General features: G+C 68.3%; 24 protein-coding genes and 1 pseudogene. 15 read left to right on the forward strand and 10 right to left on the reverse strand.

The annotated features are described in order from the left end of the window. Positions 1 to 11: 11 nt before the first annotated feature. Positions 12 to 4,484, forward strand: a complete 4,473-nt coding sequence (locus tag OYT95_RS24300) for an AAA domain-containing protein (protein ID WP_268789332.1) — start codon at positions 12 to 14, stop codon at positions 4,482 to 4,484. A 28-nt stretch (positions 4,485 to 4,512) separates the two neighbouring features. On the opposite strand, the gene OYT95_RS24305 is transcribed toward OYT95_RS24300, so the two are convergent. Genes OYT95_RS24305 through paaZ form a run of 4 tightly spaced genes read right to left on the reverse strand, consistent with a single transcriptional unit; the run spans position 4,513 to position 8,234 of the window. Continuing rightward, positions 4,513 to 5,409 (reverse strand): Vgb family protein, encoded by an 897-nt coding sequence (locus OYT95_RS24305; protein WP_268789333.1) that lies wholly within the window; start codon positions 5,407 to 5,409, stop codon positions 4,513 to 4,515. 50 nt (positions 5,410 to 5,459) lie between these two features. Further along, a complete protein-coding gene (gene paaI / locus OYT95_RS24310) occupies positions 5,460 to 5,873 on the reverse strand; it encodes a hydroxyphenylacetyl-CoA thioesterase PaaI (protein WP_268789334.1) in 414 nt (137 codons plus the stop codon). 7 nt (positions 5,874 to 5,880) lie between these two features. Then, positions 5,881 to 6,198, reverse strand: coding sequence for an EthD family reductase (locus OYT95_RS24315; protein ID WP_268789335.1), 318 nt, complete (start codon positions 6,196 to 6,198; stop codon positions 5,881 to 5,883). Next, on the reverse strand, positions 6,195 to 8,234 hold the full coding sequence (gene paaZ / locus OYT95_RS24320) for a phenylacetic acid degradation bifunctional protein PaaZ (RefSeq protein WP_268789336.1): 2,040 nt from the start codon (positions 8,232 to 8,234) through the stop codon (positions 6,195 to 6,197). The genes OYT95_RS24315 and paaZ overlap by 4 nt, the downstream gene beginning before the upstream one ends. Positions 8,235 to 8,393: 159 nt before the next feature. Here paaZ and OYT95_RS24325 point away from each other — a divergent pair, with 159 nt between their 5' ends. From OYT95_RS24325 to OYT95_RS24385, 13 genes and pseudogenes are all read left to right on the forward strand, one after another. Further along, positions 8,394 to 9,614 carry a thiolase family protein gene (locus tag OYT95_RS24325; RefSeq protein ID WP_268789337.1) on the forward strand — a complete coding sequence of 407 codons (1,221 nt, stop codon included), beginning with the start codon at positions 8,394 to 8,396 and terminating at the stop codon, positions 9,612 to 9,614. Then, positions 9,611 to 10,339 carry an enoyl-CoA hydratase/isomerase family protein gene (locus OYT95_RS24330; protein WP_037231078.1) on the forward strand — a complete coding sequence of 243 codons (729 nt, stop codon included), beginning with the start codon at positions 9,611 to 9,613 and terminating at the stop codon, positions 10,337 to 10,339. Before OYT95_RS24325 ends, OYT95_RS24330 begins: the two co-directional genes overlap by 4 nt. Continuing rightward, complete coding sequence (locus OYT95_RS24335; protein WP_037231080.1) at positions 10,336 to 11,190, forward strand: 3-hydroxyacyl-CoA dehydrogenase family protein; 855 nt, start codon at positions 10,336 to 10,338, stop codon at positions 11,188 to 11,190. The genes OYT95_RS24330 and OYT95_RS24335 overlap by 4 nt, the downstream gene beginning before the upstream one ends. 39 nt (positions 11,191 to 11,229) lie before the next feature. Continuing rightward, positions 11,230 to 12,021, forward strand: coding sequence for an enoyl-CoA hydratase-related protein (locus OYT95_RS24340; RefSeq protein WP_268789338.1), 792 nt, complete (start codon positions 11,230 to 11,232; stop codon positions 12,019 to 12,021). Between the two features lie 86 nt (positions 12,022 to 12,107). Next, complete coding sequence (gene paaA / locus OYT95_RS24345) at positions 12,108 to 13,061, forward strand: 1,2-phenylacetyl-CoA epoxidase subunit PaaA (RefSeq protein ID WP_268789339.1); 954 nt, start codon at positions 12,108 to 12,110, stop codon at positions 13,059 to 13,061. Further along, entirely contained in the window at positions 13,058 to 13,363 is a 306-nt protein-coding gene (paaB, locus tag OYT95_RS24350; RefSeq protein WP_009475635.1) for a 1,2-phenylacetyl-CoA epoxidase subunit PaaB, read from the forward strand. Before paaA ends, paaB begins: the two co-directional genes overlap by 4 nt. Positions 13,364 to 13,371: 8 nt before the next feature. Next, positions 13,372 to 14,289, forward strand: a complete 918-nt coding sequence (gene paaC / locus OYT95_RS24355; protein WP_037231363.1) for a 1,2-phenylacetyl-CoA epoxidase subunit PaaC — start codon at positions 13,372 to 13,374, stop codon at positions 14,287 to 14,289. Between the two features lies 1 nt (position 14,290). Beyond that, positions 14,291 to 14,800: a 1,2-phenylacetyl-CoA epoxidase subunit PaaD gene (gene paaD / locus OYT95_RS24360; protein ID WP_037231085.1), complete on the forward strand. Its 510-nt coding sequence runs from the start codon at positions 14,291 to 14,293 to the stop codon at positions 14,798 to 14,800. Positions 14,801 to 14,802: 2 nt separating this feature from the next. Then, the gene (gene paaE, locus OYT95_RS24365; RefSeq protein WP_268789341.1) at positions 14,803 to 15,900 is read left to right on the forward strand and encodes a 1,2-phenylacetyl-CoA epoxidase subunit PaaE; all 1,098 of its coding nucleotides are present in this window, start codon (positions 14,803 to 14,805) and stop codon (positions 15,898 to 15,900) included. A 32-nt stretch (positions 15,901 to 15,932) separates the two neighbouring features. Beyond that, positions 15,933 to 17,231: a phenylacetate--CoA ligase PaaK gene (gene paaK, locus OYT95_RS24370; RefSeq protein ID WP_268789342.1), complete on the forward strand. Its 1,299-nt coding sequence runs from the start codon at positions 15,933 to 15,935 to the stop codon at positions 17,229 to 17,231. Between the two features lie 11 nt (positions 17,232 to 17,242). Beyond that, entirely contained in the window at positions 17,243 to 18,202 is a 960-nt protein-coding gene (locus OYT95_RS24375) for a helix-turn-helix domain-containing protein (protein ID WP_268789343.1), read from the forward strand. 273 nt (positions 18,203 to 18,475) lie between these two features. Beyond that, positions 18,476 to 19,168 (forward strand): annotated as a pseudogene (locus OYT95_RS44720) (amidase); the annotation flags it as partial. A 181-nt stretch (positions 19,169 to 19,349) separates the two neighbouring features. Further along, entirely contained in the window at positions 19,350 to 19,694 is a 345-nt protein-coding gene (locus OYT95_RS24385) for an amidase family protein (protein WP_268789345.1), read from the forward strand. A gap of 16 nt (positions 19,695 to 19,710) precedes the next feature. On the opposite strand, the gene OYT95_RS24390 is transcribed toward OYT95_RS24385, so the two are convergent. From OYT95_RS24390 to OYT95_RS24405, 4 genes are read right to left on the reverse strand one after another with little or no spacing between them, the layout of a single operon-like run. Further along, on the reverse strand, positions 19,711 to 20,988 hold the full coding sequence (locus OYT95_RS24390) for an amidase (protein ID WP_268789346.1): 1,278 nt from the start codon (positions 20,986 to 20,988) through the stop codon (positions 19,711 to 19,713). Next, positions 20,985 to 22,535, reverse strand: a complete 1,551-nt coding sequence (locus tag OYT95_RS24395) for a solute symporter family protein (protein WP_128641149.1) — start codon at positions 22,533 to 22,535, stop codon at positions 20,985 to 20,987. Before OYT95_RS24395 ends, OYT95_RS24390 begins: the two co-directional genes overlap by 4 nt. 5 nt (positions 22,536 to 22,540) lie before the next feature. Continuing rightward, the gene (locus OYT95_RS24400) at positions 22,541 to 22,834 is read right to left on the reverse strand and encodes a DUF485 domain-containing protein (protein WP_268789347.1); all 294 of its coding nucleotides are present in this window, start codon (positions 22,832 to 22,834) and stop codon (positions 22,541 to 22,543) included. A gap of 2 nt (positions 22,835 to 22,836) precedes the next feature. After that, positions 22,837 to 23,430: a flavin reductase gene (locus OYT95_RS24405; protein WP_037231105.1), complete on the reverse strand. Its 594-nt coding sequence runs from the start codon at positions 23,428 to 23,430 to the stop codon at positions 22,837 to 22,839. A gap of 225 nt (positions 23,431 to 23,655) precedes the next feature. Here OYT95_RS24405 and OYT95_RS24410 point away from each other — a divergent pair, with 225 nt between their 5' ends. Continuing rightward, a complete protein-coding gene (locus OYT95_RS24410) occupies positions 23,656 to 24,276 on the forward strand; it encodes a response regulator transcription factor (RefSeq protein ID WP_037231106.1) in 621 nt (206 codons plus the stop codon). A gap of 15 nt (positions 24,277 to 24,291) precedes the next feature. On the opposite strand, the gene OYT95_RS24415 is transcribed toward OYT95_RS24410, so the two are convergent. Both OYT95_RS24415 and OYT95_RS24420 read right to left on the reverse strand, forming a co-directional pair. Next, positions 24,292 to 25,251: a PDR/VanB family oxidoreductase gene (locus tag OYT95_RS24415; RefSeq protein ID WP_268789348.1), complete on the reverse strand. Its 960-nt coding sequence runs from the start codon at positions 25,249 to 25,251 to the stop codon at positions 24,292 to 24,294. Positions 25,252 to 25,278: 27 nt separating this feature from the next. After that, positions 25,279 to 26,019 (reverse strand): SDR family NAD(P)-dependent oxidoreductase, encoded by a 741-nt coding sequence (locus OYT95_RS24420; protein ID WP_268789349.1) that lies wholly within the window; start codon positions 26,017 to 26,019, stop codon positions 25,279 to 25,281. Positions 26,020 to 26,048: the final 29 nt, after the last annotated feature.

A 26,048-nucleotide genomic window follows, 5' to 3' on the forward strand; every position in this document is an offset into this window, starting at 1 on the left:
AGAGGTTTACATTGTCGAGTCCCGAAAACGACGCCGAGCTCGCAGGCCGCGTCCAGCGCCTGCTGCAGTTCCTGCGTGAGATCGTAAGGGCTCGCACGAAGCCGGTTCTCCGCGTCGACCAGCACGAACAGGTCGAATGGCTGCATCAGGACGGCCGCACGATCCAACTCGATTCCGCCGCCGCGCAGGGTGACATCGTCCTGCGCGTGCCCCTCATCGGCGTCGAGGATCCACCGGAACTGCCCACGGTCCTTGCCGGCTGGGTGGACGCGTCGGCCCGCTCCGACAGTTCGCGTTCCGATCTCGAACTGAACGCGTCCGACGCCTACGCCGAGGACTCCGACGAGGAATACGACGTGCGCCGCGCGTACGACGTCCGGCAGGCTTTCGACGCATACGTCCCGCGCTGGCAGGCGTGGGCCACGGCGGACCGGGAGCGTCGCCCGCACGCCGATCTGTACCAGTCGTTGCAGCGGATGCTGCAGGAACTGAACGCCCGACCCGAGTCGATCGAACTCGTTCTCGCGTCCGGTCTGCTGACCCTGGCGGGCGCCGGTCCGGACGGCGGCGTCCAGACCCACCTGGTCACCCAGTCCGCGAGCATCCACCGCGACCCCCGCACCGGCGACCTGCTGGTGCGGCTGATCGCCGGCTCCCAGCCCCGGCTCGAGGACTCCCAGCTGTTCACCGGACTGGACGTCTACGACAGCGCGCACGCGATGCCGCTGCAGAAACAACTGCAAGACACCGCCGCGTCGCCGCTGAGCGACGGCGTGCGCACACTGCTCGCGGAGTGGGCGCCGAAATCGCTGATGACCCCCGTCACGGTGCGGGACGGCGTCCGGCCGCCCGACGCCCACGCCGACGGCACCCTCACGCTGTCGCCGGCCCTGGTGCTGCGGAAGCGCAGCGCGTTCGCCCTGGTCGAGTATTACGAGCAGATGATCTCCCACCTCGACCGCGACGGCGCGACCGTTCCGCTGGGACTGGCGCAGCTGGTCGAGGCAATCGAACCGGCAGACCGGCTGTCGTGGCTCGAGCGCACCGGCGCCGCCACCTCGTCGACGCTCGCCGAAGACCCCCTCTTCCCGCTTCCGGCCAACGCCGAGCAGTCGCAGATCATCGAGCGGCTCGGCGGCGACAGCGGAGTGGTGGTCGAGGGCCCGCCCGGCACGGGCAAGACCCACACGATCGCCAACCTGGTGTCGGCGCTGCTCGCGCGCGGCCAGCGGGTGCTCGTCACGAGCGAGAAGGCGCAGGCGCTCCGGGTGCTGAGGGACAAGCTCCCGCCCGAGATGCAGGAACTGTGCGTCTCCATCACCGACCTGTCCCGCGGCGGCTCCGACGAGCTCACCCGCAGCGTCGCGACGATCGCCGAACGGAAGTCGTCGTTCAACCCGCACAGCGAGGGCCAGAAGATCGCCGACCTCCGTGCGCAGCGGGACGAGGCCGTGCAGAAGCGGGCCGTCGTGCTCGAGCAGGTGAAGGCGCTGCGCGAGTCCGAGACCTACCTCCACGACGCCGTCGCGGACGGTTACGAGGGCACCGCCGCCACCATCGTCCGCAAGGTCATGGGCCTGCAGGACGCCTTCGAGTGGCTTCCCGGTCCGCTGCTGTCCGAGCAGCCGCCCCTCACCGGCACCGAGGTCGAGACGCTACGCCGGCTGTGCGTGACGGCGTCCCCCGAGCGGGCGCAACGCTCCCGGCAGACGCTTCCCGCACTCGACCCCCTGCTGCCCAACCGCGCCGAACTCGAACGGCTCTGCTCGCGGGCCTCGACCAGCGTCCCCATCGACACCCCGCAGTCGGCGCATCTGCTCGAGGTCCTCGGTGGCGTCGACCCCGAGACCGCGTACACCGTTCGCCGGCACTGCAAGGAACTGCAGGCCCGGGCTCACGACGTCCTCGACCTGGACGGTCAGTTCCAGAGCCTCGCCGACACGGTCCTCTCCGGCCGGGCGACGCACCTGTGGGGTCGTCTGGACGCTCTGCCCGCGATCGTCGAGGCGGCCGCTGCCGCCGACCGCTACATCGGTGCGCACGACGTCCAGTGCGCCGTCATGACCCGACCCGCCCTGCAGGCGGTGGGTGCACTCGCCGTCGCGATGGAATCCGGCGCCGTCGAGTGGAAGGCGCGCTTCCGTCGCAGCGAGGAACAGAAGGCCGTCGAAGAACTCGGCCTCGACGCCACCGTCGACGGGGCACCCGCCACGACCGCCGCCACGGTGCGGCTCGTGACCGAGCACCTGCGCGCCCACGACGCGGCGCAGACCGCCGCCACCCTGCTGGCAGATCTTCGGATTCCGGTGGACATGAACGGTTCCCGCGCCGTCCAGGTCGACAGCCTCAACATGATCGTCGGCCGGGTCGCCCGGGTGCGCGCCCTGCTCGTCGCCCGCGACGCGCTGGCCCGCGAACTGTTCGCGCTGTCCCCGAACGCCCCGCGGATCCGCACCCTCGCGGACGCCGTCGCGGTGGCCGGGGCCGCAGAGGCGATCACCACCCGCGCCGATGTGGACAGTGCCCGTGCGGAACTCGACGCCATCGTCTCGGCCGTCTCCACCGAGGTCGACGCGGGACCGTCGCCGGAAGGCACCGCCCTGGTGGCGGCGCTCGATCAGGCCGACAACGCGGCCCTCTCGGATGCCCTCAGCCGCTACGCGATCGCCCGCGTCGAGCAGCAGGATCAGCGGCTCTTCGACGAACTGTCCGACAAACTCTCACCCGTCGCCCCGGCACTGTACGAATTGGTGCGCAGGACGGCGGCGCTCACCGAGTGGGACGAGATGAGCTGGCAGATGGCGGAGGCCTGGGCGTGGCGCCGTGCCCGCCAATGGGTCACCGAGCAGCACCGTGCCGGTCGCGAACAGGAACTGGAAGCCGAACTCAACGCCGTCGACGCGGACCTCGCGCACCTGACGGCGCGGCTCGCGGCGGCCACCGCCTGGCGCGACTGCCTCGAACATCTGACGGCGGATCAGGTCCGGGCCCTGCAGACGTACCGCGAGCACATCTCGAGCATCGGGGCAGGTGCCGGGAAGTACGCCGAGAAGTACCGCAGCGCGGCACGATCCGCGATGGGCGAGGCACAGGGCGCCGTCCCCGCGTGGGTGATGCCGCTGCAACAGGTGCTCGCGTCCATCCCGCCCGTGCCGGGCAGCTTCGACGTCGTCATCGTCGACGAGGCGAGCCAGGCCGACATCACCAACCTGTTCCTGCTGTGGCTGGCGCCGCGGGTGATCGTCGTCGGCGACGACAAGCAGTGCGCACCCGCCGACATCCCCACCACCGGCACCCTCGACGACGTATTCACCCGGCTGGACGCCTACCTGCCGGACCTTCCCGAGTACGTCCAGGCCACGCTCACACCGCGGTCGAGCCTGTTCTCGATCCTGCGCACGAGCTTCGGGCAGGTGGTCCGGCTCCGCGAGCACTTCCGCTCGATGCCCGAGATCATCAACTGGTCCAGCACCCAGTTCTACGGCGAACTGCCGCTGGTCCCGGTGCGGCAGTTCGGCGCGGACCGGCTTCCGCCGCTGAAACATACGTACGTATCCGACGCCACCGTGTCGGGCAAGGACTCGACGCTGACCAACCACGTCGAGGCCGCCGCCCTCGTCGACCAGCTCATCGAATGCCTCGTCGACCCCCGCTACGACGGGAAGACGTTCGGAATCGTCGTGCTGCAGGGGCAGTCCCAGGTCGACGCCATCCGGACCGAGCTCGTCAAACGCATCGGCATCGAACAGTGGGAGCAGCGGCGACTGCGGGTCGGGACGCCGCCCGACTTCCAGGGCGACGAACGGAGCGTCGTCTTCCTGTCGATGGTCGTGGGACCCGAGCAGAACTTCGCACCGTTGACGGCGAACCAGTACAAGCGACGGTTCAACGTCGCGGCCTCACGGGCGCAGGATCAGCTGTGGCTGTTCCACTCCGTCACCGTCGACGAACTGAAGCGGGCCGACCTGCGTAACTCCCTGCTCAGCTACATGATGTCGACGTCGCCGGCACCGGCGGATCCCATGCCGCAGGACGTCGACCGCGACGTCCGGATCCCGCCGTTCGACAACCTGCTCGAGCAGCGGGTGTTCAACGACATCGCCGAACGCGGCTATCACGTCAATTCCCAAGTCGAGGTGAACAATCGGCGCATCGACCTCGTCGTCACCGGCGGCACCATGAGACTCGCCGTCGAATGCGACGGCGATGCGTTCTCGACCACCCCGGAACAGCGGATCGCGGACCTCGAACGCGAGCAGGAACTCAAACGGTGCGGCTGGACGTTCTGGCGCGTCCGCGAGTCGGAGTACTACCTCGACCCGAAGACTGCCCTGTCGAGTCTGTGGGACACGCTGGACAACCTGGGCATCGCGCCGCACGCGGTGGATCACGCGATCGCCATCGAGTCGGCCGCCACCGAGCGGGCGGCGCGCGACGCCGCTGCCGCGTCCGAGCGCGGAAAGCACGCGGCCCCCGTCACCTGACCCGTGAGTACTTGTTAACCGCGGGCGGTTAACAAGTACTCACGGGCGCGAGGCGCGCAACACGTCCGATCTCCAGCGCCACCCAGACCGCACCGTCCGGCCCCACGGCGATCCCGTGTGGTTCCGAAGACTGTGTCGGCAAGTCGTATTCGGTGATGGCGCCGTTAGAGTCGATGTACCCGATGCGGTTTGCGCCCCATTCGGTGAACCAGCAACCGCCGTCGGGGTCGGCGACGATGGCGTGAGGTCGGGCCGAGCGGTCCGGGAGTGCGAACTCGTCGATCCGGCCGTGGACGGAGATCCGGCCGATCTGCCCGGCGCCGATCTCGACGAACCACAGCGCGTCGTCGGTCCCGCGGGTGATCCCCACCGGTCCGGCGGCGGGAGTGGGCAGAGAATGCACCACGATGTTGCCGTCGACGTCGATACGTCCGATTGCGTTCGCCTGGTTGAGCGTGCACCACAGCGCGTCGTCCGGGCCCGACGTGATCGCCGAAGGGAACCCGCCGTCCGTGGGCAGGGGAAACTCGGTGATCTGCCCGTCTGTGGTGATCCGCCCGATCCGGTCGGCATTCGTCTCGGTGAACCACAGCGCCCCGTCCGGGCCGGCGACGATGCCGAACGGGCCGCTGTCCGTCGTGGGGGTTCGAAAGGTATCGGTCGTGCCGTCCGACGTCATCCGTCCGATCCGGTGGTCGCGGTATCGCGTGAACCACAGGGCGTCGTCCGGGCCCGACGTGATGATCGTGGGCCCACACTCCGCGGTGTCGAGCGGATACGTGTCGACTTCGCCGCCGACGGTGAGGCGGGCGATCCGTCCGGCGTGGACGAGCGTCAGCCACAGGGCCTGGTCGGGCCCGGCCGTGATCGCATACGGTCCCGACCTCTCGTCGCCGACAGCGAACTCCAGAATCTGTGAACCCATATGTGCTTCCCCCTGTGAGTACTTGTTAACGTCCCGCGGTTAATAAGTACTCACGGGCGCGGCTGCGCACGACTGTCGCCGCGGAACTCCGCGATGACGTCGTCGCCGCGGCGGACGGTGACGTCGTAGATGCCGTTGCGCCCGTAGCGGGCCCGCTCCACGGCCTCGGCGACGAGGGTGTCGCCGAGGCGGGTGGCAGTCAGGAACCGGATGTCGGCGCGGGCGGCGACGGCGGGAGTGTCGTACCCGTTGCACGCCATCGCGAAGGCGGTGTCGGCGAGGGTGAACACGAACCCGCCGTGGGTGATGCCGTGGCCGTTGACGATGGTCTCACCCACTACCATCGACGCGACCGCGTGACCGGGGCTGAGCTCGAGGATCTCGATGCCGAGCGCCTGGGACGCGTTGTCGGCCTCGAACATCTTCCGCGCGATACCGCATTCCGCGGATGCGTCGACAGTCATGGTTCTCCTACTGGTTGTAGACGGATTCTTCTTCTTGGACGTACATGGTGACGCCGCCGGTGGCGAAGTTGCGGACGTCCTTGCCCGCCTGCTTCATCTCCTCGGACTGCAACCCGGACTGCATGGTGGCGGCGTCGGGGAACACGAGGCTCGCCACCGCGTAGTACGGCGGCTGCCCGCCGTCGAGGGCGCTGCACTTGCCCCAGGTGAAGTCGGACAGTCCGGGAACCTTGCGGGCCAACGGCATGTGGGTGTCGCGGTAGTAGGCGTCGAACGCCTCGGGGTCATCGGGGTGGCCGTAGCAGACGGCGACCTTGAAGCTCATGCGTTTTCTCCTTTGGCGACGAGGGTGAGAACGTCGTACGTTGCGACGGGATCGCCGTCCTGGTTGACGACGACTGCATCCCAACGGACTTCACCGTAGTCCGCACTGCTGCGCGGGGTGATGAGCTTCGCGGTCAGCGTGACGGTGAGGCTGTCGTCGGCCTTGACGGGGGTGAGGAACCGGAGGTTGTCGACGCCGAAGTTGGCGAGGACGGGACCGGGATTCGGTTCGACGAACAGGCCGGCGGCGAGGGAGACGACGAGGTACCCGTGGGCCACGATGCCGCCGAACAGCGGGTTGGCGGCCGCGGCCTCGGGGTCGGTGTGGGCGTAGAACGTGTCGCCGGTGAACTCGGCGAAGTGGTCGATGTCGGCGAGGGTGACCTGGCGGGGGCCGCCGACGATGGTGTCGCCGATCCGCAACTGCGCGAGGTTCTTCCGGAACGGGTGAATGCCGTCGTCATTGCGCTGCGAACCGGTGACCCACTTGTTCCCGACCGCGGTCAGGATGTCCGGGGTGGCCTGGACCGCGGTGCGCTGCATGTGGTGCAGGATGCCGCGGATGCCGCCGAGTTCCTCGCCGCCGCCTGCGCGTCCGGGACCGCCGTGCACGAGGACGGGCAGGGGTGAACCGTGGCCGGTGGATTCCTTCGCATCGTCGCGGTTGAGGACGAGGACGCGGCCGTGGAACGGGGCGAGGCCGAGCACGATGTCGCGGGCGAGTGCGGAATCGCGGGTGACGAGGGAGGCGACGAGGCTGCCCTTGCCGCGGGCGGCGAGTTCGACGACCTCGTCGGTGCTGTCGTATCCGATGACGGTGCTGACGGGACCGAAGGCCTCGATGTCGTGGGGTTCGGTGGCGTCCTTGTCGTCGGAACGCAGCAGGATCGGCGGCAGGAATGCCCCGGTCGCCTTGTCGGCGCCGACGACCTCGAAGTTCTCCGGGTCGCCGACCACGATCTGCGCCGACTTGGTCAGGCCGCGCAGCGATTTCAGGACCTCGTCGCGCTGCTCGAGGCTGGCGAGGGCGCCCATCGTGACGCCTTCGGCGTCGGGGTCGCCGACCACGACACGGGACAGCTGGGCCTTTGCCGCAGCGATGACGTCGTCCATCAACGCGGACGGCACGAGGGCGCGCCGGATGGCGGTGCACTTCTGGCCGGCCTTCACCGTCATCTCGGTGACGAGCTGTTTGACGTAGAGGTCGAATTCTTCGCTGCCGGGTTCGACGTCGGAGCCGAGGATCGATGCGTTGAGCGAGTCGGCCTCGGCGTTGAAGTGGACCCCCTCACCGACGACGTTCGGATGCGCCCGCAGGGTGGCCGCGGTGTCGGCGGATCCGGTGAACGCCACGGAGTCCTGCCCGCCGAGGTGGTCGAGCAGCCCGCGCGCGCTCCCCGACAGCAGCTGGACCGAACCCTCGGGCAGCAGCCCGGACTCGATGATGCGACGGAACACGAGCTCGGTGAGGTAGGCCGACTGGCTCGCGGGCTTGACGATCGACGGGACGCCGGCGATGAACGCGGGGGCGAGCTTCTCGAGGAAGCCCCACACCGGGAAGTTGAACGCGTTGATCTGGACGGCCACGCCGCGGCGGGAGGTGTAGACGTGCTGGCCGAGGAACGTGCCCTTCTTGCCCAGCTGCTCGAGCGCGCCGTCGAGGTAGACGGTGTCGTTGGGGAGTTCCCGCCTGGCCTTGCTGGCGTAGCTGAGGAGGGTGCCGAAGCCGCCGTCGATGTCGACGCCGGAGTCGCGCTTGGTGGCGCCGGTGGACGTGGAGAGGGCGTAGAACTCGTCCTTGCCGGCCATGAGGGTGAGGGCGAGCGTCTTGAGGGCGGCGGCGCGCTCGTGGAAGGTCAGCTTCGCGAGCGCCGGTCCGCCCACCTCGCGGGCGTAGGTCACCATCTCGCCGAGGTCGAGTCCGGTCGCGGAGATGCGCGCCACCTCGGAGCCGTCGACCGCGCTCAGCAGCGGGGTTCCCTCGTCCGGCGCGGTGTACCAGCGTCCGGCGGCGTAGCTTTCCAGTAACTTGCTCACGACAACTCCATTTCACCGTACGTTCGGTCGGTTAACAGAATCGTCGCTTCTGCCGCTGGTTGTCAAGGGAGGATCGCAACTTTTCGTACGCTACCTCCTCTTGCGTACCGACCGAAGATTCGGTTATTAATAGACGGCACCCCCGTGAAGGAGAAGACTGTGGCCGAAGTGTTTCTGGTGGACGGAGCCCGTACCCCGCAGGGTCGGTACGGCGGAGCGCTCGCAGGAGTGCGCCCCGACGACCTTGCCGGTCTCGTCGTGGCCGAGGCCGCCCGCCGGGCCGGGATCCCGGGCGACGCCGTCGACGAGGTGATCCTCGGTGCCGCCAACCAGGCCGGCGAGGACAACCGCGACGTCGCCCGCATGGCCGTGCTGCTCGCGGGCCTGCCCGACAGCGTTCCCGGCTACACGGTGAACCGGCTGTGCGCGAGCGGTCTGACCGCCGTCGCGTCGGCCGCGCACACCATCCGCAGCGGCGAGGCCGACATCGTGATCGCCGGCGGCGTCGAATCGATGACCCGCGCACCCTGGGTGATGGCCAAGCCCGGCGCCCCGTGGGCACGCCCGGGAGAGGTGGCCGACACCTCGCTGGGCTGGCGCTTCACGAACCCGCGGTTCACCGCAGCCGACCGCGACGTTCCGGCCGGGGCCGGACCGGACGTCCGCAAGGTGACGCTGTCGATGGGCGAGACGGCCGAGGAGGTCGCCGCGCTCGAGGGCATCACCCGCGCCGAGAGCGACGCCTTCGCGCTCCGCAGCCAGGAGCGGGCGATCGCGGCGGTCGACGCCGGCCGGTTCGATCGCGAGATCGTGCCCGTGCCGGTGCGCGACGGCGAACTGACCGCCGACGAAACCCCGCGGCGGGGAACCACGCTGGAGAAGCTGGGTTCGCTGAAACCGGTGTTCCGCAAGGACGGCATCGTGACCGCCGGCTCGTCGTCGTCGCTCTCGGACGGCGCCGCGGCCCTGGTCGTCGCGAGCGAGGCGGCGGTGGAGAAGTACGGCCTGACCGTCCGCGGCCGCATCGTCACCAGCGCCAGCGCGGGCATCGCCCCCAACGTCATGGGTCTGGGCCCGGTCCCGGCCACCCGCAAGGCCCTCGCCCGCGCCAACTGGTCGATCTCCGACCTCGGCGCCGCCGAACTCAACGAGGCCTTCGCGGCGCAGTCGCTCGGTGTGATCCGGCAGTTGAAGCTCGACGAGTCGATCGTCAACGCGGACGGTGGCGCGATCGCACTCGGCCACCCACTGGGCTGCTCGGGTGCGCGCATCCTGCTGACGCTGCTCGGCCGGATGGAACGCGAAGGCGCCCGCCGCGGACTGGCCACGCTGTGCGTGGGCGTCGGCCAGGGCGTCGCGATGCTGATCGAGGCGCCGTGAACACACTGAAGATCGAGGACCGCGACGACCGCATGGTGGTCACGCTGCACCGTCCCGCGCAGCGCAATGCGATCAACGCGGAGATGATCGCCGAACTGCACGAGGTGTGCGCGTCGCTGGAGGCGACGCCGAAGCCGATGCTGCTGACCGGCGAGGGCGACCACTTCGCCGGCGGCGCCGACATCGCCGAACTGCGCGAGCGCGGCCGCGACGAGGCGTTCGCCGGCATCAACCGCAACCTGTTCGACCGTATCGCGAAGCTGCCGCTGCCCACCGTGGCCGCGGTGAGCGGGTACGCGCTCGGCGGCGGCGCCGAACTGTCCTACGCCTGCGACATCCGCATCGCCACCGAGACCGCGGTCTTCGGGAATCCGGAGCCGGGGCTGGGCATCATGGCCGCGGCCGGGGCCAGTTACCGGTTGCCGGAACTGGTCGGCAAGTCCGTCGCCAAGCAGGTCCTCCTCGGCGGCCGGAACCTCGACGCGCAGGACGCGCTGCGCAGCGGGCTCGTCATGAGTGTCGTCGCACCCGGCGAGCACATCGATGCTGCGCACAAGGTCATCGACCGCATCACACGTTCGGCGCCGCTGGCGCTCAAGCTCACGAAGATGATCGTCGACGCACCGGGCTCGCACCCGTTCGCCGACGACATCGCCCAGGCGGTGCTGTTCGAGAGCCGCGACAAACACGACCGCATGACTGCGTTTCTGGAGAAGAAGAGATGACGAGCACAGCACCGAAGAACGTCGGCGTGGTCGGCGGCGGCCGGATGGGCGCGGGCATCGCGCAGGTCTTCGCCACCCTCGGATCCACGGTCACCATCGCCGAGAGCGGCGACCGGCAGGCGGCCCTGAAGCGGGTGTCCGACGGACTCGACCGCGCGCACGAACGCGGCAAACTCGGCGACGTCGATCCCGCGACGATCCTCGCACGGGTGTCGACGGTGGCCGCCCCCGATGCGCTTCCGCCGGCCCTGGATCTGGTGGTCGAGGCGGTGCCCGAACTGGTGGACCTCAAGCTGTCCGTGCTCTCGCTCGTCGAGAAGACGGTCGACCCGTCGACGGTGATCGCCAGCAACACCAGCTCGATCTCCATCGCCGGCCTCGGGGCGGCGCTGAACGACCCGGCGCGGCTGATCGGCATGCACTTCTTCAATCCGGTTCCGGCGTCGACGCTCGTCGAGATCGTCCGCGCCCCCGCAACCGACGCCGGTGTCGTCGACCGGGTCCGGGAATGGGTCGCCCAGCTCGGCAAGACCGAGGTGCTGGTCAACGATTCCCCGGGCTTCGCGACCAGCCGACTCGGCGTGTGCCTCGGGCTCGAGGCGATCCGGATGCTCGAGGAAGGCGTCGCCGACGCCGAGTCCATCGACCGGGCCATGGAACTGGGCTACCGCCACCCGATGGGGCCGCTGCGGTCCACTGATCTGGTCGGACTGGACGTCCGGCTCGCGATCGCCGAGCACCTCGCGAAGACGCTCGGCGACCGGTTCGCACCGCCCGCGCTGCTGCGCGAGAAGGTCGCCAACGGGGAACTCGGCCGGAAGACGGGCCAGGGGTTCTTCACCTGGTCCTGACGGGCCACGCACACCACAACCAGCAGGAGGCACATTCTCATGAGCACTGACGACGTGGTCGGACTTTCCGTGGATGCGGGACTGGCCACCATCACCCTGCGCCGCGCAGGCGCGTCCAACGCCCTGGACCGTGCGGTGAAGGAACAGTTGCTGGCGGCGGTGGAGAAGGTCGCCGCCGACGACAGCGTGCGTGCCCTGCTGCTGCAGGCGGAGGGGAAGAACTTTTGTGTCGGCCAGGACCTGGCCGAGCACGTCGCCGGGCTCGAGGCGGACGCCGCGCACGCGATGGACACCGTCGCCGAGCACTACAACCCGCTGCTCCGGGCGCTGGCCGAGGTTCGCGTCCCGGTCGTCGTCGCGGTCGGCGGTGCCTGTGTCGGGGCGGGGCTGGGCATCGCCCTGGCCGCCGACATCCGGATCGCCGGGGAGGGCGCCAAATTCGCCACGGCGTTCACGGGGATCGCGCTGGCCGGTGACTCCGGGCTGAGCCACACCCTGGTGCAGGCGCTGGGACCGAGCCGGGCGACCGGGCTGATGATGCTCGGCGACCGGTTCACTGCGGCGCAGGCGCTGGACTGGGGCCTGGTGCACCGGGTGGTGCCCGACGCCGAACTCGGGGACGCGGCCGCCGCGCTGGCGCGGAAGCTCGCGGACGGTCCGACGGCCGCGTATGCGCAGGTCAAGGCGCTGGTCTCGGCGGCGTCGAGCGGGCTGTCGGAGGCGCTCGAGCGGGAGCGCGAGGCCGCGGAGCAGCTCGGCCGGTCGAAGGATCACCGCAGCGCGGTCGACGCGTTCCTCGCGAAACGCGCGCCGACCTTCGAAGGCCACTGACGTAATTCGGCTCCCGCCCTTGTGTGGGCGGGGGCTGACATGCATACTTGATACCAACCGATCATTCGGTAATAGAGGTAGGACATATGACCACGTCACACGCTCCCGATGAGCTGCAAGAGCTCTTCGATGACACCATCGCAGCCGACCAGAGGGTCGAGCCGAGGGACTGGATGCCCGACGGCTACCGCAAGACGCTGATCCGGCAGATCGCGCAGCACGCGCATTCGGAGATCATCGGCATGCAGCCGGAGGGCAACTGGCTCACCCGCGCGCCGTCGCTGCGTCGCAAGGCCATCCTCATGGCGAAGGTCCAGGACGAGGCCGGGCACGGCCTGTATCTGTACTCGGCGGCCGAGACGCTCGGCGCCGATCGCGCCGACCTCACCGAGAAGCTGATCGAAGGCAAGCAGAAGTACTCCTCGATCTTCAACTATCCGACGCTCACCTACGCCGATGTCGGCGTGATCGGCTGGCTCGTCGACGGCGCCGCGATCTGCAACCAGGTCCCGTTGTGCCGCAGCTCCTTCGGGCCGTACGCGCGGGCGATGATCCGGGTGTGCAAGGAGGAGTCGTTCCACCAGCGTCAGGGCTTCGAACTGCTGATGACGATGATGCGCGGCACCGACGCCCAGCGCGAGATGGTGCAGGAGTCGGTGAACCGCTGGTGGTGGCCGGCGCTGATGATGTTCGGACCGCCGGACGATCAGTCGCCCAATTCCGAGCAGTCCATGAAGTGGCGCATCAAGCGGCACACCAACGACGAACTCCGTCAGCGGTTCGTCGACATGTCCATCCCGCAGGCCGAGGTGCTCGGCGTGACGTTCCCGGATCCGGACCTGAAGTGGAACGCCGAGCGCGGCGCTCACGACTTCGGTGAGCCCGACTGGAGCGAGTTCATGCAGGTGATCAAGGGCAACGGCGCGTCGAGCGTCGAGCGCGTCGCCAACCGGCGGGCAGCACACGAGAACGGGGCGTGGGTGCGGGAGGCCGCGACGGCCTTCGCCCGCCGCGAGAGCAGCAAGGAGAACGCACGATGAGCACGGACGACAATGCAGTGCGCGCGGACTGGCCCCTGTACGAGGTGTTCCTGCGCGGCAAGCGCGGACTCAACCACGTCCACGTCGGATCCCTGCACGCCGCGGACGACGAGATGGCCGTCCGGCACGCCCGGGACGTCTACACCCGCCGCAACGAGGGCGTGAGCATCTGGGTGGTGCGGTCCAGTTCGATCGTGGCGTCCAGCCCGTCGGAGAAGGATCCCTACTTCGCGCCCAGCGGCGACAAGGTGTACCGGCACCCCACGTTCTACGAGATCCCCGACAACGTTCCCCACATGTGAGGCTGACGATGACCGACCACGACAATGCTTACGAAGGCCTCGTCGACGAAGACAGCCACGGCCAGTGGGCGTTCGGCACCAGCTTCGACGACCCGCTCGCCGGCGTCGACACCACGGTTCCGGAGGACGTCGACCTCTCCGCGCTGGCCGGCTACTGCCTGATGCTCGGTGACGATGCGCTGATCAGCTCGCAGCGTCTCGCCGAGTGGAGCACGCGCGCACCGGAACTCGAGGAGGAGGTCGCGCTCGCGAACGTCGGACTCGACCTGCTCGGTCAGGCGCGACTGCTGCTCGCCCGTGCGGCCGCGGCGGATGCGTCGGTCGTGCCGTTCATCTCGGACACGAGCCCGATTCCCGCCGAGGACGCGCTCGCGTTCTTCCGGGACGAGAACCGGTTCCGCAACACCCGGCTGGCCGAACTCGACAACGGCGACTTCGCCCAGTCGATCACGCGACTGCTGGTGTTCTCGACGTGGCGTCTCGCGCTGTTCGATCGTCTCCGCACGTCCCGGGATCCGGTCCTCGCCGCGGTCGCGGTGAAGGGCGTCAAGGAACTCACCTACCACCGCGACTACGCGGCCCGCTGGGTTGTGACGCTCGGCTGCGGCACGGAGGAGTCGAAGTCGCGGATGGTCGACGCCCTCGCCCGGGTGTGGCCGTACGTCGAGGAACTGTTCGCCCCGACCACCGAGGAGCTCGCGCTCGCACAGGTGGGTGTGGGGGTCGACCCGCGGGACGTGCGCGAGGAGTTCGATTCCGTGCTCGAGCAGGTGCTGCATGCCGCCGAGCTCACCGCACCGACCGGCCGGACCGTCGGCACCGTCGGCGGCCGGGCAGGCCGGCAGGGGCTGCACACCGAGACGCTCGGACTGCTGCTCGCCGAGATGCAGAGCGTGGCCCGGGCACATCCCGAAGGGGTGTGGTGACATGACCACGGCAGTGCGCAGCGACGCCCGCCGCCTCGCCGAATCGGTCCTCGACCCCGAGATGCCGATGCTCACGCTCGCCGATCTCGGTGTCCTGCGCGACGTCGAGGAACTCGCCGACGGCTCGGTGGTCGTGACCATCACCCCCACCTATTCCGGTTGCCCCGCCATGGCCACCATGCGGGACGACATCGAGCACACCCTGCAGGACGCGGGGTTCGGCAGCGTCGAGGTCCGGACCGTCCTGTCGCCGCCGTGGAGCACGGACTGGATCAGCGAGAACGGCAGGCGCAAGCTCCGCGAGAACGGCTACTCGACACCCGGTCCCGCGCCGCGACGCACCTCGGGTCCGGTGCCGTTGACGCTCACCGTCAAGCCGCGACCCGTGGCGTGCCCCAAGTGTCACTCGGCGAACACCCGGCTCGACTCGGAATTCGGGGCGACGCTGTGCAAGGCGCTCTACCGGTGCCTCGACTGCCTCGAACCCTTCGATCACGTGAAGGAAATCTGACCATGACCACAGCGATCTCCCCGAAACCCGGTGCGGCGTTGCGCAACAGGGCATTTCACACCCTGACCGTCGCCGACGTCGAATCCCTGTGCGACGACGCGGTCGCGGTCACGTTCGACGTTCCGGCCGAGCTCGCCGACGAGTTCGCGTTCGGTCCCGGACAGTCGCTCACGCTGCGGCGGACGATCGACGGCGTCGAACACCGGCGCTCGTACTCGATCTGCGCGCCTGCCGGTTTCGCGCCGCGGGTCGGTGTGCGCGAGGTGTCCGACGGTCTGTTCTCGACGTGGCTCGTGCGCGACGTCCGCCCCGGCGACCGGATCGAGGTGCAGGGCCCGAGCGGAACGTTCGTCGCCGACCCGGCGGCCGGCGGTCGCCACGTGCTGATCGCCGCCGGCTCGGGCATCACGCCGATGCTGTCGATCGCTGCATCGATGCTCGCGAATCCCGAGGCCGAAGTCGTTCTCCTGTACGGCAACCGGCGCACCCGCTCGGTGATGTTCGCCGAGGAGATCGCCGATCTCAAGGACACGTACGGGTCGCGTTTCGACGTGGTGCACGTGCTGTCCCGCGAACCCCGCGAGGTCGAGCTGTTCACCGGGCGACTCGACGCCGACCGGTTGCGTGCCCTCTTCACGTCCATCGTGCCGCTCGCCGACATCGACCACTTCTGGCTCTGCGGCCCGTTCGGGATGGTCACCGACGCCGAGACGGTTCTCGGTGAGCTGCAGATCGACAAGAGCCGTGTGCACCACGAACTGTTCTTCGTCGACGACGTCCCCCCGCCGATGGAAACCCACCGCGAACCCGGTGTCACCGGGCCGAGCAGCGAGGTGACCCTCGTCCTGGACGGTCGCTCGACCACCGCGACGTTGCCGCGGGACGAGTCGATCCTCGATGCCGCCGAGAAGTACCGCTCGGACCTTCCGTTCGCCTGCAAGGGCGGCGTCTGCGGAACGTGCCGCGCCAAGATCACGTGCGGTGACGTGGACATGCGCCGCAACTACGCGCTCGAGGACTACGAGGTCGACTCCGGCTTCGTGCTCACGTGCCAGACCTTCCCGGTCAGCGACGACGTGACCGTCGATTTCGACGCCTGACCATACCCAGCCCGCACACCCCGGAGACTAGAATGACCAGTATCGCCACCCCCTCGCAGGACATCGAGTTCGCCACGCGCGACCGGATCTCATCGCTGCAACTCGAACGCCTGCAGTGGTCACTTCTCCACGCGTACACCAACGTTCCGCATTACCGGAAGGCGTACGACGACGCCGGTGTGCACCCGAGCGACCTGAAGGACCTGTCTGATCTGGCGAAGTTCCCGTTCACGGCGAAGGCTGACCTGCGGGCGAACTACCCGTTCGGGATGTTCGCGGTGCCGCAGGAGAAGGTCTCGCGCATCCACGCGTCCTCCGGGACCACCGGGCGCCCGACGGTCGTCGGCTACACCACCGGCGACCTGAACAACTGGGCCGACCTGGTCGCGCGGAGCCTGCGGGCGGGTGGGGTGAAGCCGACGGACAAGGTGCACGTCGCGTACGGGTACGGCCTGTTCACCGGTGGCCTCGGCGCGCACTACGGTGCCGAGCGGCTGGGCTGCACGGTGATCCCGATGTCCGGTGGCATGACGGACCGCCAGATCCAGCTGATCGAGGACTTCGAGCCGGACGCGATCATGGTGACCCCGTCGTACATGCTCACGATCGTCGACGCGATGATCAAGAAGGGCATGGATCCGTCGAAGACGTCGCTGCGGACCGGTGTGTTCGGTGCGGAGCCGTGGACCGAGGAGATGCGCACCGAACTCGAGAAGCAGCTGAACATGGACGCCGTCGACATCTACGGCCTGTCCGAGGTGATGGGCCCGGGTGTCGCGATGGAATGCGTCGAGACGAAGGACGGCCTGCACATCTGGGAGGACCACTTCTACCCGGAGATCATCGACCCGGTCACCGGGGAGGTGCTGCCCGACGGTGAGGAGGGCGAACTCGTCTTCACGTCCCTGACCAAGGAGGCCATGCCGATCATCCGGTACCGCACCCGCGACCTCACCCGGCTGCTGCCGGGGACGGCGCGGTCGGTGCGGCGGATGCAGAAGGTCACCGGACGCACCGACGACATGATCATCCTGCGCGGAGTGAATCTGTTCCCCACCCAGATCGAGGAACTGATCCTGGCGGTGCCGGCGCTGGCCCCGCAGTTCCAGTGCATCCTGGACCGCCCGGGCCGCATGGACGAGCTGACCGTGCGGGTGGAATCGCGCCCCGACTCCGCGATCGACGACCACGCGCGGGCCGCGGGTGAACTGCAGAAGCTGGTGAAGAATAGGATCGGCGTGAGCGTGAAGGTCGACGTCGTCGCTCCCGGCGACCTCGAACGCTCACTCGGTAAGGCACGTCGACTGATCGACAACCGCTCCGCTCTGTGAGGTGATCGAAGGTGCGTCTCGGTGGTGGGCCCGCGCGTGACGACGGGCAGTTCGAGTACTGGCGTCAGGCCGTCTCCACGGCGTTCGTCCCACTCGCCGTGGTGTCCACGGCGGAGGACGGACCGGGACACTTCACCGGGACCCTGCGCACCACCGCGCTCGGCGGGCTGCAACTCAGCGAGGTCGGGGGACACGCGATCGACGTGCGCCGGACCCGCACGTCGATCAAGCGGTCCGACCCCGGCCTGGTGAAGGTGGGCCTGCAACTGTCGGGCAGCGGCGTCATCGTCCAGGACGATCGAGAGGCCGTGCTCGGGCCCGGCGACTTCGCCGTCTACGACACCAGCAAGCCGTACGACCTGCACTTCGCGGGTGACTTCAGCATGTTCGTGCTGATGTTTCCCCGCGAATTACTGCGCATCGCCTCGCGGGAGCTGGGCACCGTGTCGGCGCGCCGCATCCACGGCAGCACCGGCATGGGCGCTCTCGTCTCACCCTTCCTGACGAACCTCCATCACTCCGTCGTGACCGGCACCATGCCGACGACCCCCCTCGTCGAGGACGCCGTGCTCGACCTGCTCAGTGCCGCGGTGCAATCGGAGGCGCCCGCCGACGCGATCGCGCCCGGCGCGTCGCTGCTGCTGCGTGTGAAGTCGTTCATCGACGCACAGCTGCACGACCCCACGCTCGACACCGCCACGGTGGCGTCCCATCACCACGTGTCGACGCGGCACCTGCAGAAGATGTTCGAGGCGGACGGACACACGGTGGCCGGATGGATCCGGCATCGCAGGCTCGAGAAGTGCCGCCGCGATCTCAAGGACGTCCGATTCCGCGGTGACAGCATCGGAACCGTCTGTGCCCGATACGGCCTCGTCAACTCCTCGCATTTCTCGCGGCTGTTCAAGGAGACGTACGGGGTGTCGCCGCGAGCCTTCCGCGAACAGGAACTGCTGTCGATCACCGCGTGACGGTGGCAGAAATTCGCTCGCGCAGCACCGCCCTCCCGGTCAGACTGGAACGGTCGTCGCGACCTGAGGAGTGGACCGCTGGAACTGCACGAGTACACCAAGCTCGACGCCGTCGGTCTGAGTGAGCTGATCCGGTCGGGTGAGGTGACGGCAACGGAGGTCGAATCCGTTGCGCGTGCGGCGATCGCGCGGGCCGATGCCGACCTCGGCGCACTGACCCTGCCGCTGTTCGACCCGGCTCTCGATCACCGGTCCGACGGTCCACTGGCAGGGGTGCCGTTCCTCATCAAGGACAGTGGCCCGTTCGCGAAAGGCGTGCCGTTCACACTCGGTAGCCGCAGCATCCGCGGCGCGGTCGCCGGGGTGGATCACGAACTCATGTCGAGGTTCCGGTCTGCCGGACTGGTGGCCCTGGGGCAGACGACAGCGCCGGAGTTCGGGCTGAACTTCGCGACGGAACCGCGGCGGTACGGGCCGACACGCAATCCGTGGGCGCTCGATCGCGGCACCGGCGGGTCGAGCGGCGGCTCCGCTGCACTCGTCGCCGCCGGGGCGGTTCCGCTGGCGCACGGCAACGACGGCGCCGGTTCGCTCCGGGTGCCGGCCTCGTGCTGCGGGCTTGTCGGCCTGAAACCGGGCCGCGGCCGAATCCCCTGCGGCCCACTGGTCGGCGAGGCCGGGTTCGGGCACATCTACGAGTTCGCCCTCACCCGAACGGTCCGCGACACGGCCCACCTGCTGGACGCCGTTGCCGCCCCGCCGGTCGGTGAAAAGTACGCCGCCCCGGCGCCGTCCGGCCTTTACGCCGACGCGGTGCATGCCGATCCCGGCCGTCTGCGGGTGGCCCTGACCACCGAGCCGTGGGGCGGGAGTTCCGTCGACATGCAGGTAGCGGAGGCGACGGTCGCCGCCGGCACGATCCTCGAATGGATCGGCCACACCGTGACCGAGGACAGCCCGCAATTCGACGCGGAGGACGTCGTCGAGGCGTCGACCCTCACTGCGATCGCCACCGGCGCGGCGATCCTCCGCGCTCCACGCAGACCCGATCCCGCTCTGCTCGAGGCGGTCTCGCGGACGGTGCTGCGGGAGGACCCAGGCGTTCACCGCGCTCGACGTCGCGGCAGCACTCGACGCGCAGCACCGGGTGACCCGGTCCATCGGACTGTTCTTCACCCGATTCGATCTGCTGGTGACACCCACCGTCGCCGGGCTTCCGGTGCCGCACCGCACCCTCGACTACGACGATCCCCGGCACAGCGTGCGCTCGTGGCTACGTCGCATCTTCGAGTTCGGGGCGTTCACCGCACCGTTCAACGTGTCCGGGAATCCCGCGATCAGCCTGCCGCTCGCGCTGAGCCGGGAGGGCCTCCCCATCGGGATCCAACTCGTCGCGGCCACCGGCAGAGAGGATCTGCTACTGCAGGTGGCCGCGCAGTTGGAGCAGGCGGCGCCGTGGAAGGATCGCCAACCGTCGATCTTCGTCGACTGACGCCCGTCTGTCGTTGTCAGAGAACGGATTCCAGCCACGTGGCTGTCTCGAACAGACGTTGCTCCCCGCCGGGACGTCCGATCAGTTGCAATCCGAGGGGAAGCCCTGCGCTGTCACGCTTCCCGGGGATCGTGACCACCGGCAGGCCCATGGCCTGCCACGGTCGGCTCAATACAGGCGTCCCTGTCGCGTGGTGGCCGGGTGGAGCGGCGCCGAGAGCCGCGGGCCCGAGGACTGCTTCGTCCTCGTCCAACGCCGCGAGCAGCCACTGCCGGGTCTCGCGGATTCCGGCGAGGGCTGCGCGGTAGTCCGACTCGGTGGTCGCTGCCCCTGCGGCGAACAGTTCGGCGAGGGGTGCGCTGATCTTGTCGGTCTGCGCGGCCTCTGCGGCGCGTTCCCTGGCCGCCTCGTACGCCATCACCGTGTGGTGGTGTTCCGTCAGCGCCCCGATTGTCGCGGCGGCATCGACCTCACGGCACCGAACGCCCGCCGACTCGGCGGAATCGGCGGTCGTTCTGAGCGCCGACGTCATCTCCCGGGACACCTCGCCGAGCTCGAACCCACTCCACAGGCGGAGCCGGCGCGGCGCGACCGGCTCGAGAACGGGTGCCCGTGCGCCGTCGCGCAGCGCTGTCCACGCGAAGTGGAGATCGGGCACGGTTCGTGCCAGCAGCCCGACGGTGTCGAGACTGGGACTCAATCCGGTGATGCCGTCGGTCGGGAGTTCGCCGTGGGCGGTGACGAAACCCGCGACTCCGCAGAACGACGCCGGCCTCGTCAGCGATCCCGCGGTCTGCGTGCCGAAGGCCAGCGGCACCATACCCGCGGCCACCGCTGCCGCCGAGCCGCTCGACGACCCGCCGGGGGTGTGACCCAGGGCGCGGGGATTGCGGGTCGGGCCGGGCGTGAAATACCCGAACTCGGTGGTCACGGTCTTGCCGAACGGGAGCGCGCCGAGTGCGCGCGCACGGGCCACGCAGTCGGCGTCCGTCGTCGCCGGTTCCGTGCTCCGCAGTCCACTGCCACAGCGCGTCGGCATACCGGCGACGTCGATGAGATCCTTGACGCCGACGGGCACGCCCCAGAGCGCGCCGCCCCGGCCGCCGTCCTGGATCCGGGCGGCCGCGGACCGCACCCCATCGGCATCGAGGTGAGCCCAGGCGTGGATTTCCGGATCCAGGTCTGCGATCCGCGCGAGTGCCGTCTCCGCCACGTCGATCGGCGTTGTCCCGCCCGGCGCCAGCTGCTCGACCAGGTCCCGGAGTGGGCTCGGTGACCGTAGTTCCGTCGTCATTGCATCGCCACCATCGTGTCGTCGTTCGTCGCCTCGGTCTGCCCGGTGAGCGCTCGGGTGCGCATCACCGAGAAGAGGCGATCGGCTCGTGCTTTCGTCTCCCCGGACGGCGCCGACACCAGCGCGACGATGACGGACACCGCCAGCGAGAGGGGTGCCACGGCGAGTGCCGGGTTCGAGAATCCGAGGATGGAGTCCGGTCCCTGCACCACCGGGCTGAGCAGGATGACGGTGACCGACAGGACGAGCCCGACCACGATGCCGGAGATGACGGCGCGCGCCGTCATCCGCTTCCAGTACATGGTCAGCAGCAGTGCAGGCAGGTTCGCGCACGCTGCGATGGACATGCCCAGGGACGCGAGGAACGCGACGTTCTGCTTCTGCGCCGCGAAGGCGATGGCGACACCGATGACGCAGGTCGCCACCGTCGCGACCCGGGCCGCGCGGTGCTGAGCCTTCGCCGACACCGATCCGTTCCTGATCACCTGCCCGTACAGGTCGTGTGCGATCGCACCCGAGGTGGCGATCACCAGGCCGGACAGTGCGGCCAGAATGGTCACGAACGCGACGGCCGCGACGAACGCCAGCAGGACTCCGCCGCCGACCGTCTCGGCGAGCTGCGCGACCGCGAGGTTGCCGCCGCGATTCTCGGACTTGATCACCTCGACACCGACCAGCTTGGCGGCGCCGTAACCGAGCACGGGAACCAGCAGGTAGAAGGCGAAGAAGATCCAGATCGCCGTGTAGGCGGACGTTCTCGCCTGCTTCGCGTCCGGGACGGTGAGGAATCGGATCATCACGTGCGGCAGGCCGAGCACGCCGAGGACCAGTCCGACGGTCTGCGACAACTGATCGAACGACGCCGCACCGGACGTGCGCTGCGGCGCGACGAACGATTGCCCGAACTCGGCCAGCGCCGTGCTGAACGGGCCGAAGGGATTGAAATCGAACCGCACGAGCACGAGAACGAACAGCACCACGGCGCAGACCATGAGGAGACCGGTCTTGATGATCTGGATCCAGCTGGTGGCGAGCATTCCACCCACCAGGGTGTACGCGGTGGTGAGTGTCCCGATGATCAACACGGCCACGGCGTAGTCGAGGTCGAACAGCAACGACACCAGAAGTGCAGCACCGACCAGCTGCGACACGAGATAGACCACGCTGATCACGACGGTGCTGACGGCCATCATCGACCGCACATCCTTGCCGGGGAAGCGGGTGGCGAGCACATCCGCCAGCGTGAAGCGGCCGAGGTTGCGCAGGGGCTCCGCGATCAGCAGCATCGCGAGGACGAATGCCACGGGCACGAAGACCGCGAGATAGAAGCCGTTGAAGCCGGTCAGGGCGATCGCGCCGGTGACACCGAGAAACGAGGCGGCGGAGATGAAGTCGCCTGCGATGGCGACACCGTTCTGCCTGCCGGTGAGGCTGCCGCCCGCGACGTAGTGATCGGCGGCGGACTTGTTCCTCTTGGACGCCCACGCGGTGATCATCAGGGTGACCGCGACGAGGGCCGCGAAGAGCGATGCAGAGACGAGGTTCATGGCGGTTATCCTTTCGCCCGCGTGGCGGTCCGGGAGTCGAGTTCGGCTGCTCGCGCCATGTAGTACCGGGCCACGACGATGGCGACGGCGAATTGCGCGACCGCGTAGAGCCACGCCACGGTGACACCGCTGAAGACGACGCCGTCCAGCAGCGAGGTGAACCCACCGAGGATCGGCAGGGGCAAGAACAGTGCGAGGACCAGGGCGCTGAGACGAAAGGTCAAGGCGGCACGCGTGTCTGCGAGCGCATGCAGGTCGGAATTCGGTGGGACTTGTTCGGGCGGTGACGAGGTGACCATGGCTATTTACCTCCGGCTGCGGCGGGAACGAGAGCGGGCGTCACGGTGATCGGGTCGGACCATTCGTCGTAGAACAGCCAGTCGGGGGACTCGACCGGAACCGACAAACGGTGGAACTTGCGTTGGAAGTAGACGAGGCTGTCGCCGTGTTCGCGGGTCTGCACGCGGTCCAGTTCGATGAACATCACCGAATGTGATCCCACGGTCTTGCTGTCCGCGATCCGGCCGGCGAGAACCACGTGAGCGGCGCGCAGGATCGGAACACCGTCTCCGGTGTCTTCCTCCCAGATGTCCCAGTGGAAGCGATCCGCCATCGCGACTTTCGTTGCGCCCGCAAAATGCATGGCCAGCTCTTCGTCGTCGCCGGAGAGAACGTTGATGCCGACTCGGCCGTTCTTCCGGAATACGTTGTGCATCGCACTGTTCTGATTCACGCACACCAGGGCGGTGGGCGGGGAGTCGGTGACCGAGCAGACGGCGGTGACCGTCATTCCGCAGCGTCCGGCAGGGCCGTCGGTCGTCACGATGTTGACCGCAGCGGGCAGGTTCGCCATGGCGGTGCGGAAGCTCGATTGCATGGTCGTGAGTTCGGGCATTTTCAGTCTCCATGAGTTGGAACAGAAAGTCGTGTCTTCGCGTTGCGCCTGCGTTCCCCAGAGAAGAATAGGACGAATCGCCTGCGTGAGAACAGTGGCGGCGACGCTACTTTCGTGTAGTAAGTCGCGTACCCGGGTAGGGGATTTCTTCAGTTGCCTATCGCTTCCGATACGGTCGGTGTTCACTGGACGTGGTAACAGGCCATTTGTGCGAGGCGGGATTCGATGGATCAGCAGGAAACACGGGTTTACATCGTCGACGACGACGAGGAGTTGTGCGCATCGCTTGCGTGGCTACTCGATTCGGTCAACATCACGTCGGAGTACTACTTCTCGGTGCAGTCGTTCCTGGACGAGTACCGCCGCGACATCCCGGCCTGCCTCGTGCTGGATGTCCGGATGCCGGAAGTCGGCGGATTCCAACTCCAGGAGGCACTCCTCGCCGACGAATCCCCGATCCCGATCATCTTCGTGTCGGCACACGGTGACATCAAGATGTCGGTGCGGGCGCTGCAGAGGGGTGCGCTGACGTTCATCGAGAAGCCCTACGATCCGCAGCACATGCTCGACGTGATTCAGGATGCGCTCCGGGTCGCGCGTCAACGATTCGGCGAGCGACGCAACAGAACGGAATTGCAGGGCCGGATAGACACGCTGACGGTGCGGGAAAAGGAAATTCTCGCACTCGTCCTCGACGGATTGCCGAGCAAGAACATCGCCAAGGAGTTGGGGATCAGCGTGAAGACGGTCGACGTGCATCGCACCCGTATCAAGGAAAAGACCGGAGCGGAGAGCATCGCGGTTCTCGTTCGCGACATTCTGCAGGCCGGAATTGCAGTGACCTGAAATGATTCGGCACTTTCAGGGAAGTTCGACGACGAGCCGCCCGGATTTCGCGCGCGACACACACGCGGCAATTCTGTCTCCCGCCCTTCTCTCACTCTTGGTGAGGCAATTGTCGCGGTGGTCGGGTTCGCCCTCCAGCACATCCAGGACGCACGTGCCGCAGATACCTTCCCGGCACGACGTGTCGATCTCGATGTCGTTCTCTTCGAGTACGTCCGCGATGGATTTTCCGGCAGGCACGTCGAACACCTCACCCGTGTCGAGTTCCAACTCGAACGCCGTGTCCGACCCGGTCGCGACCGGTGTCGCCGCCTCGAAGTGTTCGAAATGGACCGCGTCCTCACCGACCGCGGGTTCCGCCAGTCCGCGCACCCGATCCATGAAACCCTCGGGGCCGCAGATGTAGACGTGGGTCGCGGCCGACGCGTCCGCCAGGATCTTCTCGAGGGCGGAGAGCTGGTCGTCCCTGGTCAGGCCGAAGTGCAGGTGCACGTCCCGGCGGAAATCCGCACTCTCCAGCAGGTCGGCGAACGCGGCCTGCGCCCTCGTCCGCGCGAAGTAGTGCAGGTCGAACTGCTGTCCCCGCCGATGCAACGCGAACGCCAGACTCAGCATCGGGGTCAGGCCGATCCCCGCCGCGACGAGGATGTGCCGATCGGCGCACTCGGCGAGCGTGAGCAGTGTGCGCGGCCGGCTGATCTGCAACTCACTGCCGATCGTCACACGATCGTGCAGCGCGGCCGATCCACCGCGCGGGCCGGTCTCGCGTTTGACGGCGACCACGTACGAGTCGGACTCGTGCGGCGGACTGCACAGCGAGTACTGGGTGAGGACCTCGGTGGGACCGAGGATGTCGATGTGGGCGCCGGCAGGGTACGGGTCGAACGGTGACCCGTCTGTCCGAACCAGCCGGAACGACTTGATATCAGGCGTTTCCTCGACAATGTCCGCAACCGTGACAGTGAACAAGCTCATGATGATCCTTCTCGTCGCGCGGACGGGTTACCGCATGTACAGGCCGCCGTTGACGTCCCAGCAGGCCCCCGTGACCGACGCGGCCGTCGGCGATGCGAGCAGGGCAACGGTCTCGGCAATGAAGTCGGGCGAGCCCAGGGTGCCCACCGGAATGGTCGTGAGGATGGCGGCCAGCTTGTCCGCGGGCACCGTCTCACGCACGACCGGCAGATCCAGCGGCCCGGGGGAGACCGCGTTGACCGTGACACCCGACGGGGCGAGTTCGCGTGCGAAGACCTTGGTCAGTGTGCCGACGCCGCCCTTGGCCGCGGCGTAGTGCGCGCCGGTCGCCGTGCCGCCGTTCTGTCCCGCCAGCGACGCGATGTTGACGATTCTGCCGTATCGCCTTTCGGCGAAATAACTTCCGAAGACCTGGCAGCCGAGAAAGGCGCCGTTGAGATTGATCTCGACGATGTCGGAGAATTCCTCCGGCGCGATGTCCATCAGCGAGCCCGTCTGCGACCGGCCGGCGTTGTTGACGAGGACGTCGATGCCACCCCATTCCTGGATCACCCGGTCGCGTACGGCTTCGAAACTCGTCCTCTTCCGAACGTCCAGCTCCACGCCGATGGCCGAGTTGCCGTCCGGATCCAGCTCCGCCGCGGTCTCTTTCGCGGCACCGCTGTCGATGTCCGCGACCGCGACGCGGTATCCGCGGTCGTGCAATTGGTGTGCGATCGCGGCACCGAGGCCGCGTCCGCCGCCGGTGACTACTGCGACAGAATCCACGTCGAGCTCCTGTTCGGTCGATATCGTGC

The organism is Rhodococcus sp. JS3073 (assembly GCF_026810085.1).
GTDB lineage: Bacteria > Actinomycetota > Actinomycetes > Mycobacteriales > Mycobacteriaceae > Rhodococcus_F > Rhodococcus_F wratislaviensis.

What these genes read in the sequence shown, in the direction of transcription:
- OYT95_RS24305 (WP_268789333.1), bottom strand. Translation starts at nt 5,409, where the DNA reads ATGGGTTCACAGATTCTGGAGTTCGCTGTCGGCGACGAGAGGTCGGGA.
- paaI (WP_268789334.1), bottom strand. Translation starts at nt 5,873, where the DNA reads ATGACTGTCGACGCATCCGCGGAATGCGGTATCGCGCGGAAGATGTTC.
- OYT95_RS24315 (WP_268789335.1), bottom strand. Translation starts at nt 6,198, where the DNA reads ATGAGCTTCAAGGTCGCCGTCTGCTACGGCCACCCCGATGACCCCGAG.
- OYT95_RS24335 (WP_037231080.1), top strand. Translation starts at nt 10,336, where the DNA reads ATGACGAGCACAGCACCGAAGAACGTCGGCGTGGTCGGCGGCGGCCGG.
- OYT95_RS24340 (WP_268789338.1), top strand. Translation starts at nt 11,230, where the DNA reads ATGAGCACTGACGACGTGGTCGGACTTTCCGTGGATGCGGGACTGGCC.
- paaA (WP_268789339.1), top strand. Translation starts at nt 12,108, where the DNA reads ATGACCACGTCACACGCTCCCGATGAGCTGCAAGAGCTCTTCGATGAC.
- paaB (WP_009475635.1), top strand. Translation starts at nt 13,058, where the DNA reads ATGAGCACGGACGACAATGCAGTGCGCGCGGACTGGCCCCTGTACGAG.
- paaC (WP_037231363.1), top strand. Translation starts at nt 13,372, where the DNA reads ATGACCGACCACGACAATGCTTACGAAGGCCTCGTCGACGAAGACAGC.
- paaD (WP_037231085.1), top strand. Translation starts at nt 14,291, where the DNA reads ATGACCACGGCAGTGCGCAGCGACGCCCGCCGCCTCGCCGAATCGGTC.
- paaE (WP_268789341.1), top strand. Translation starts at nt 14,803, where the DNA reads ATGACCACAGCGATCTCCCCGAAACCCGGTGCGGCGTTGCGCAACAGG.
- paaK (WP_268789342.1), top strand. Translation starts at nt 15,933, where the DNA reads ATGACCAGTATCGCCACCCCCTCGCAGGACATCGAGTTCGCCACGCGC.
- OYT95_RS24390 (WP_268789346.1), bottom strand. Translation starts at nt 20,988, where the DNA reads ATGACGACGGAACTACGGTCACCGAGCCCACTCCGGGACCTGGTCGAG.
- OYT95_RS24395 (WP_128641149.1), bottom strand. Translation starts at nt 22,535, where the DNA reads ATGAACCTCGTCTCTGCATCGCTCTTCGCGGCCCTCGTCGCGGTCACC.
- OYT95_RS24400 (WP_268789347.1), bottom strand. Translation starts at nt 22,834, where the DNA reads ATGGTCACCTCGTCACCGCCCGAACAAGTCCCACCGAATTCCGACCTG.
- OYT95_RS24405 (WP_037231105.1), bottom strand. Translation starts at nt 23,430, where the DNA reads ATGCCCGAACTCACGACCATGCAATCGAGCTTCCGCACCGCCATGGCG.
- OYT95_RS24410 (WP_037231106.1), top strand. Translation starts at nt 23,656, where the DNA reads ATGGATCAGCAGGAAACACGGGTTTACATCGTCGACGACGACGAGGAG.
- OYT95_RS24415 (WP_268789348.1), bottom strand. Translation starts at nt 25,251, where the DNA reads ATGAGCTTGTTCACTGTCACGGTTGCGGACATTGTCGAGGAAACGCCT.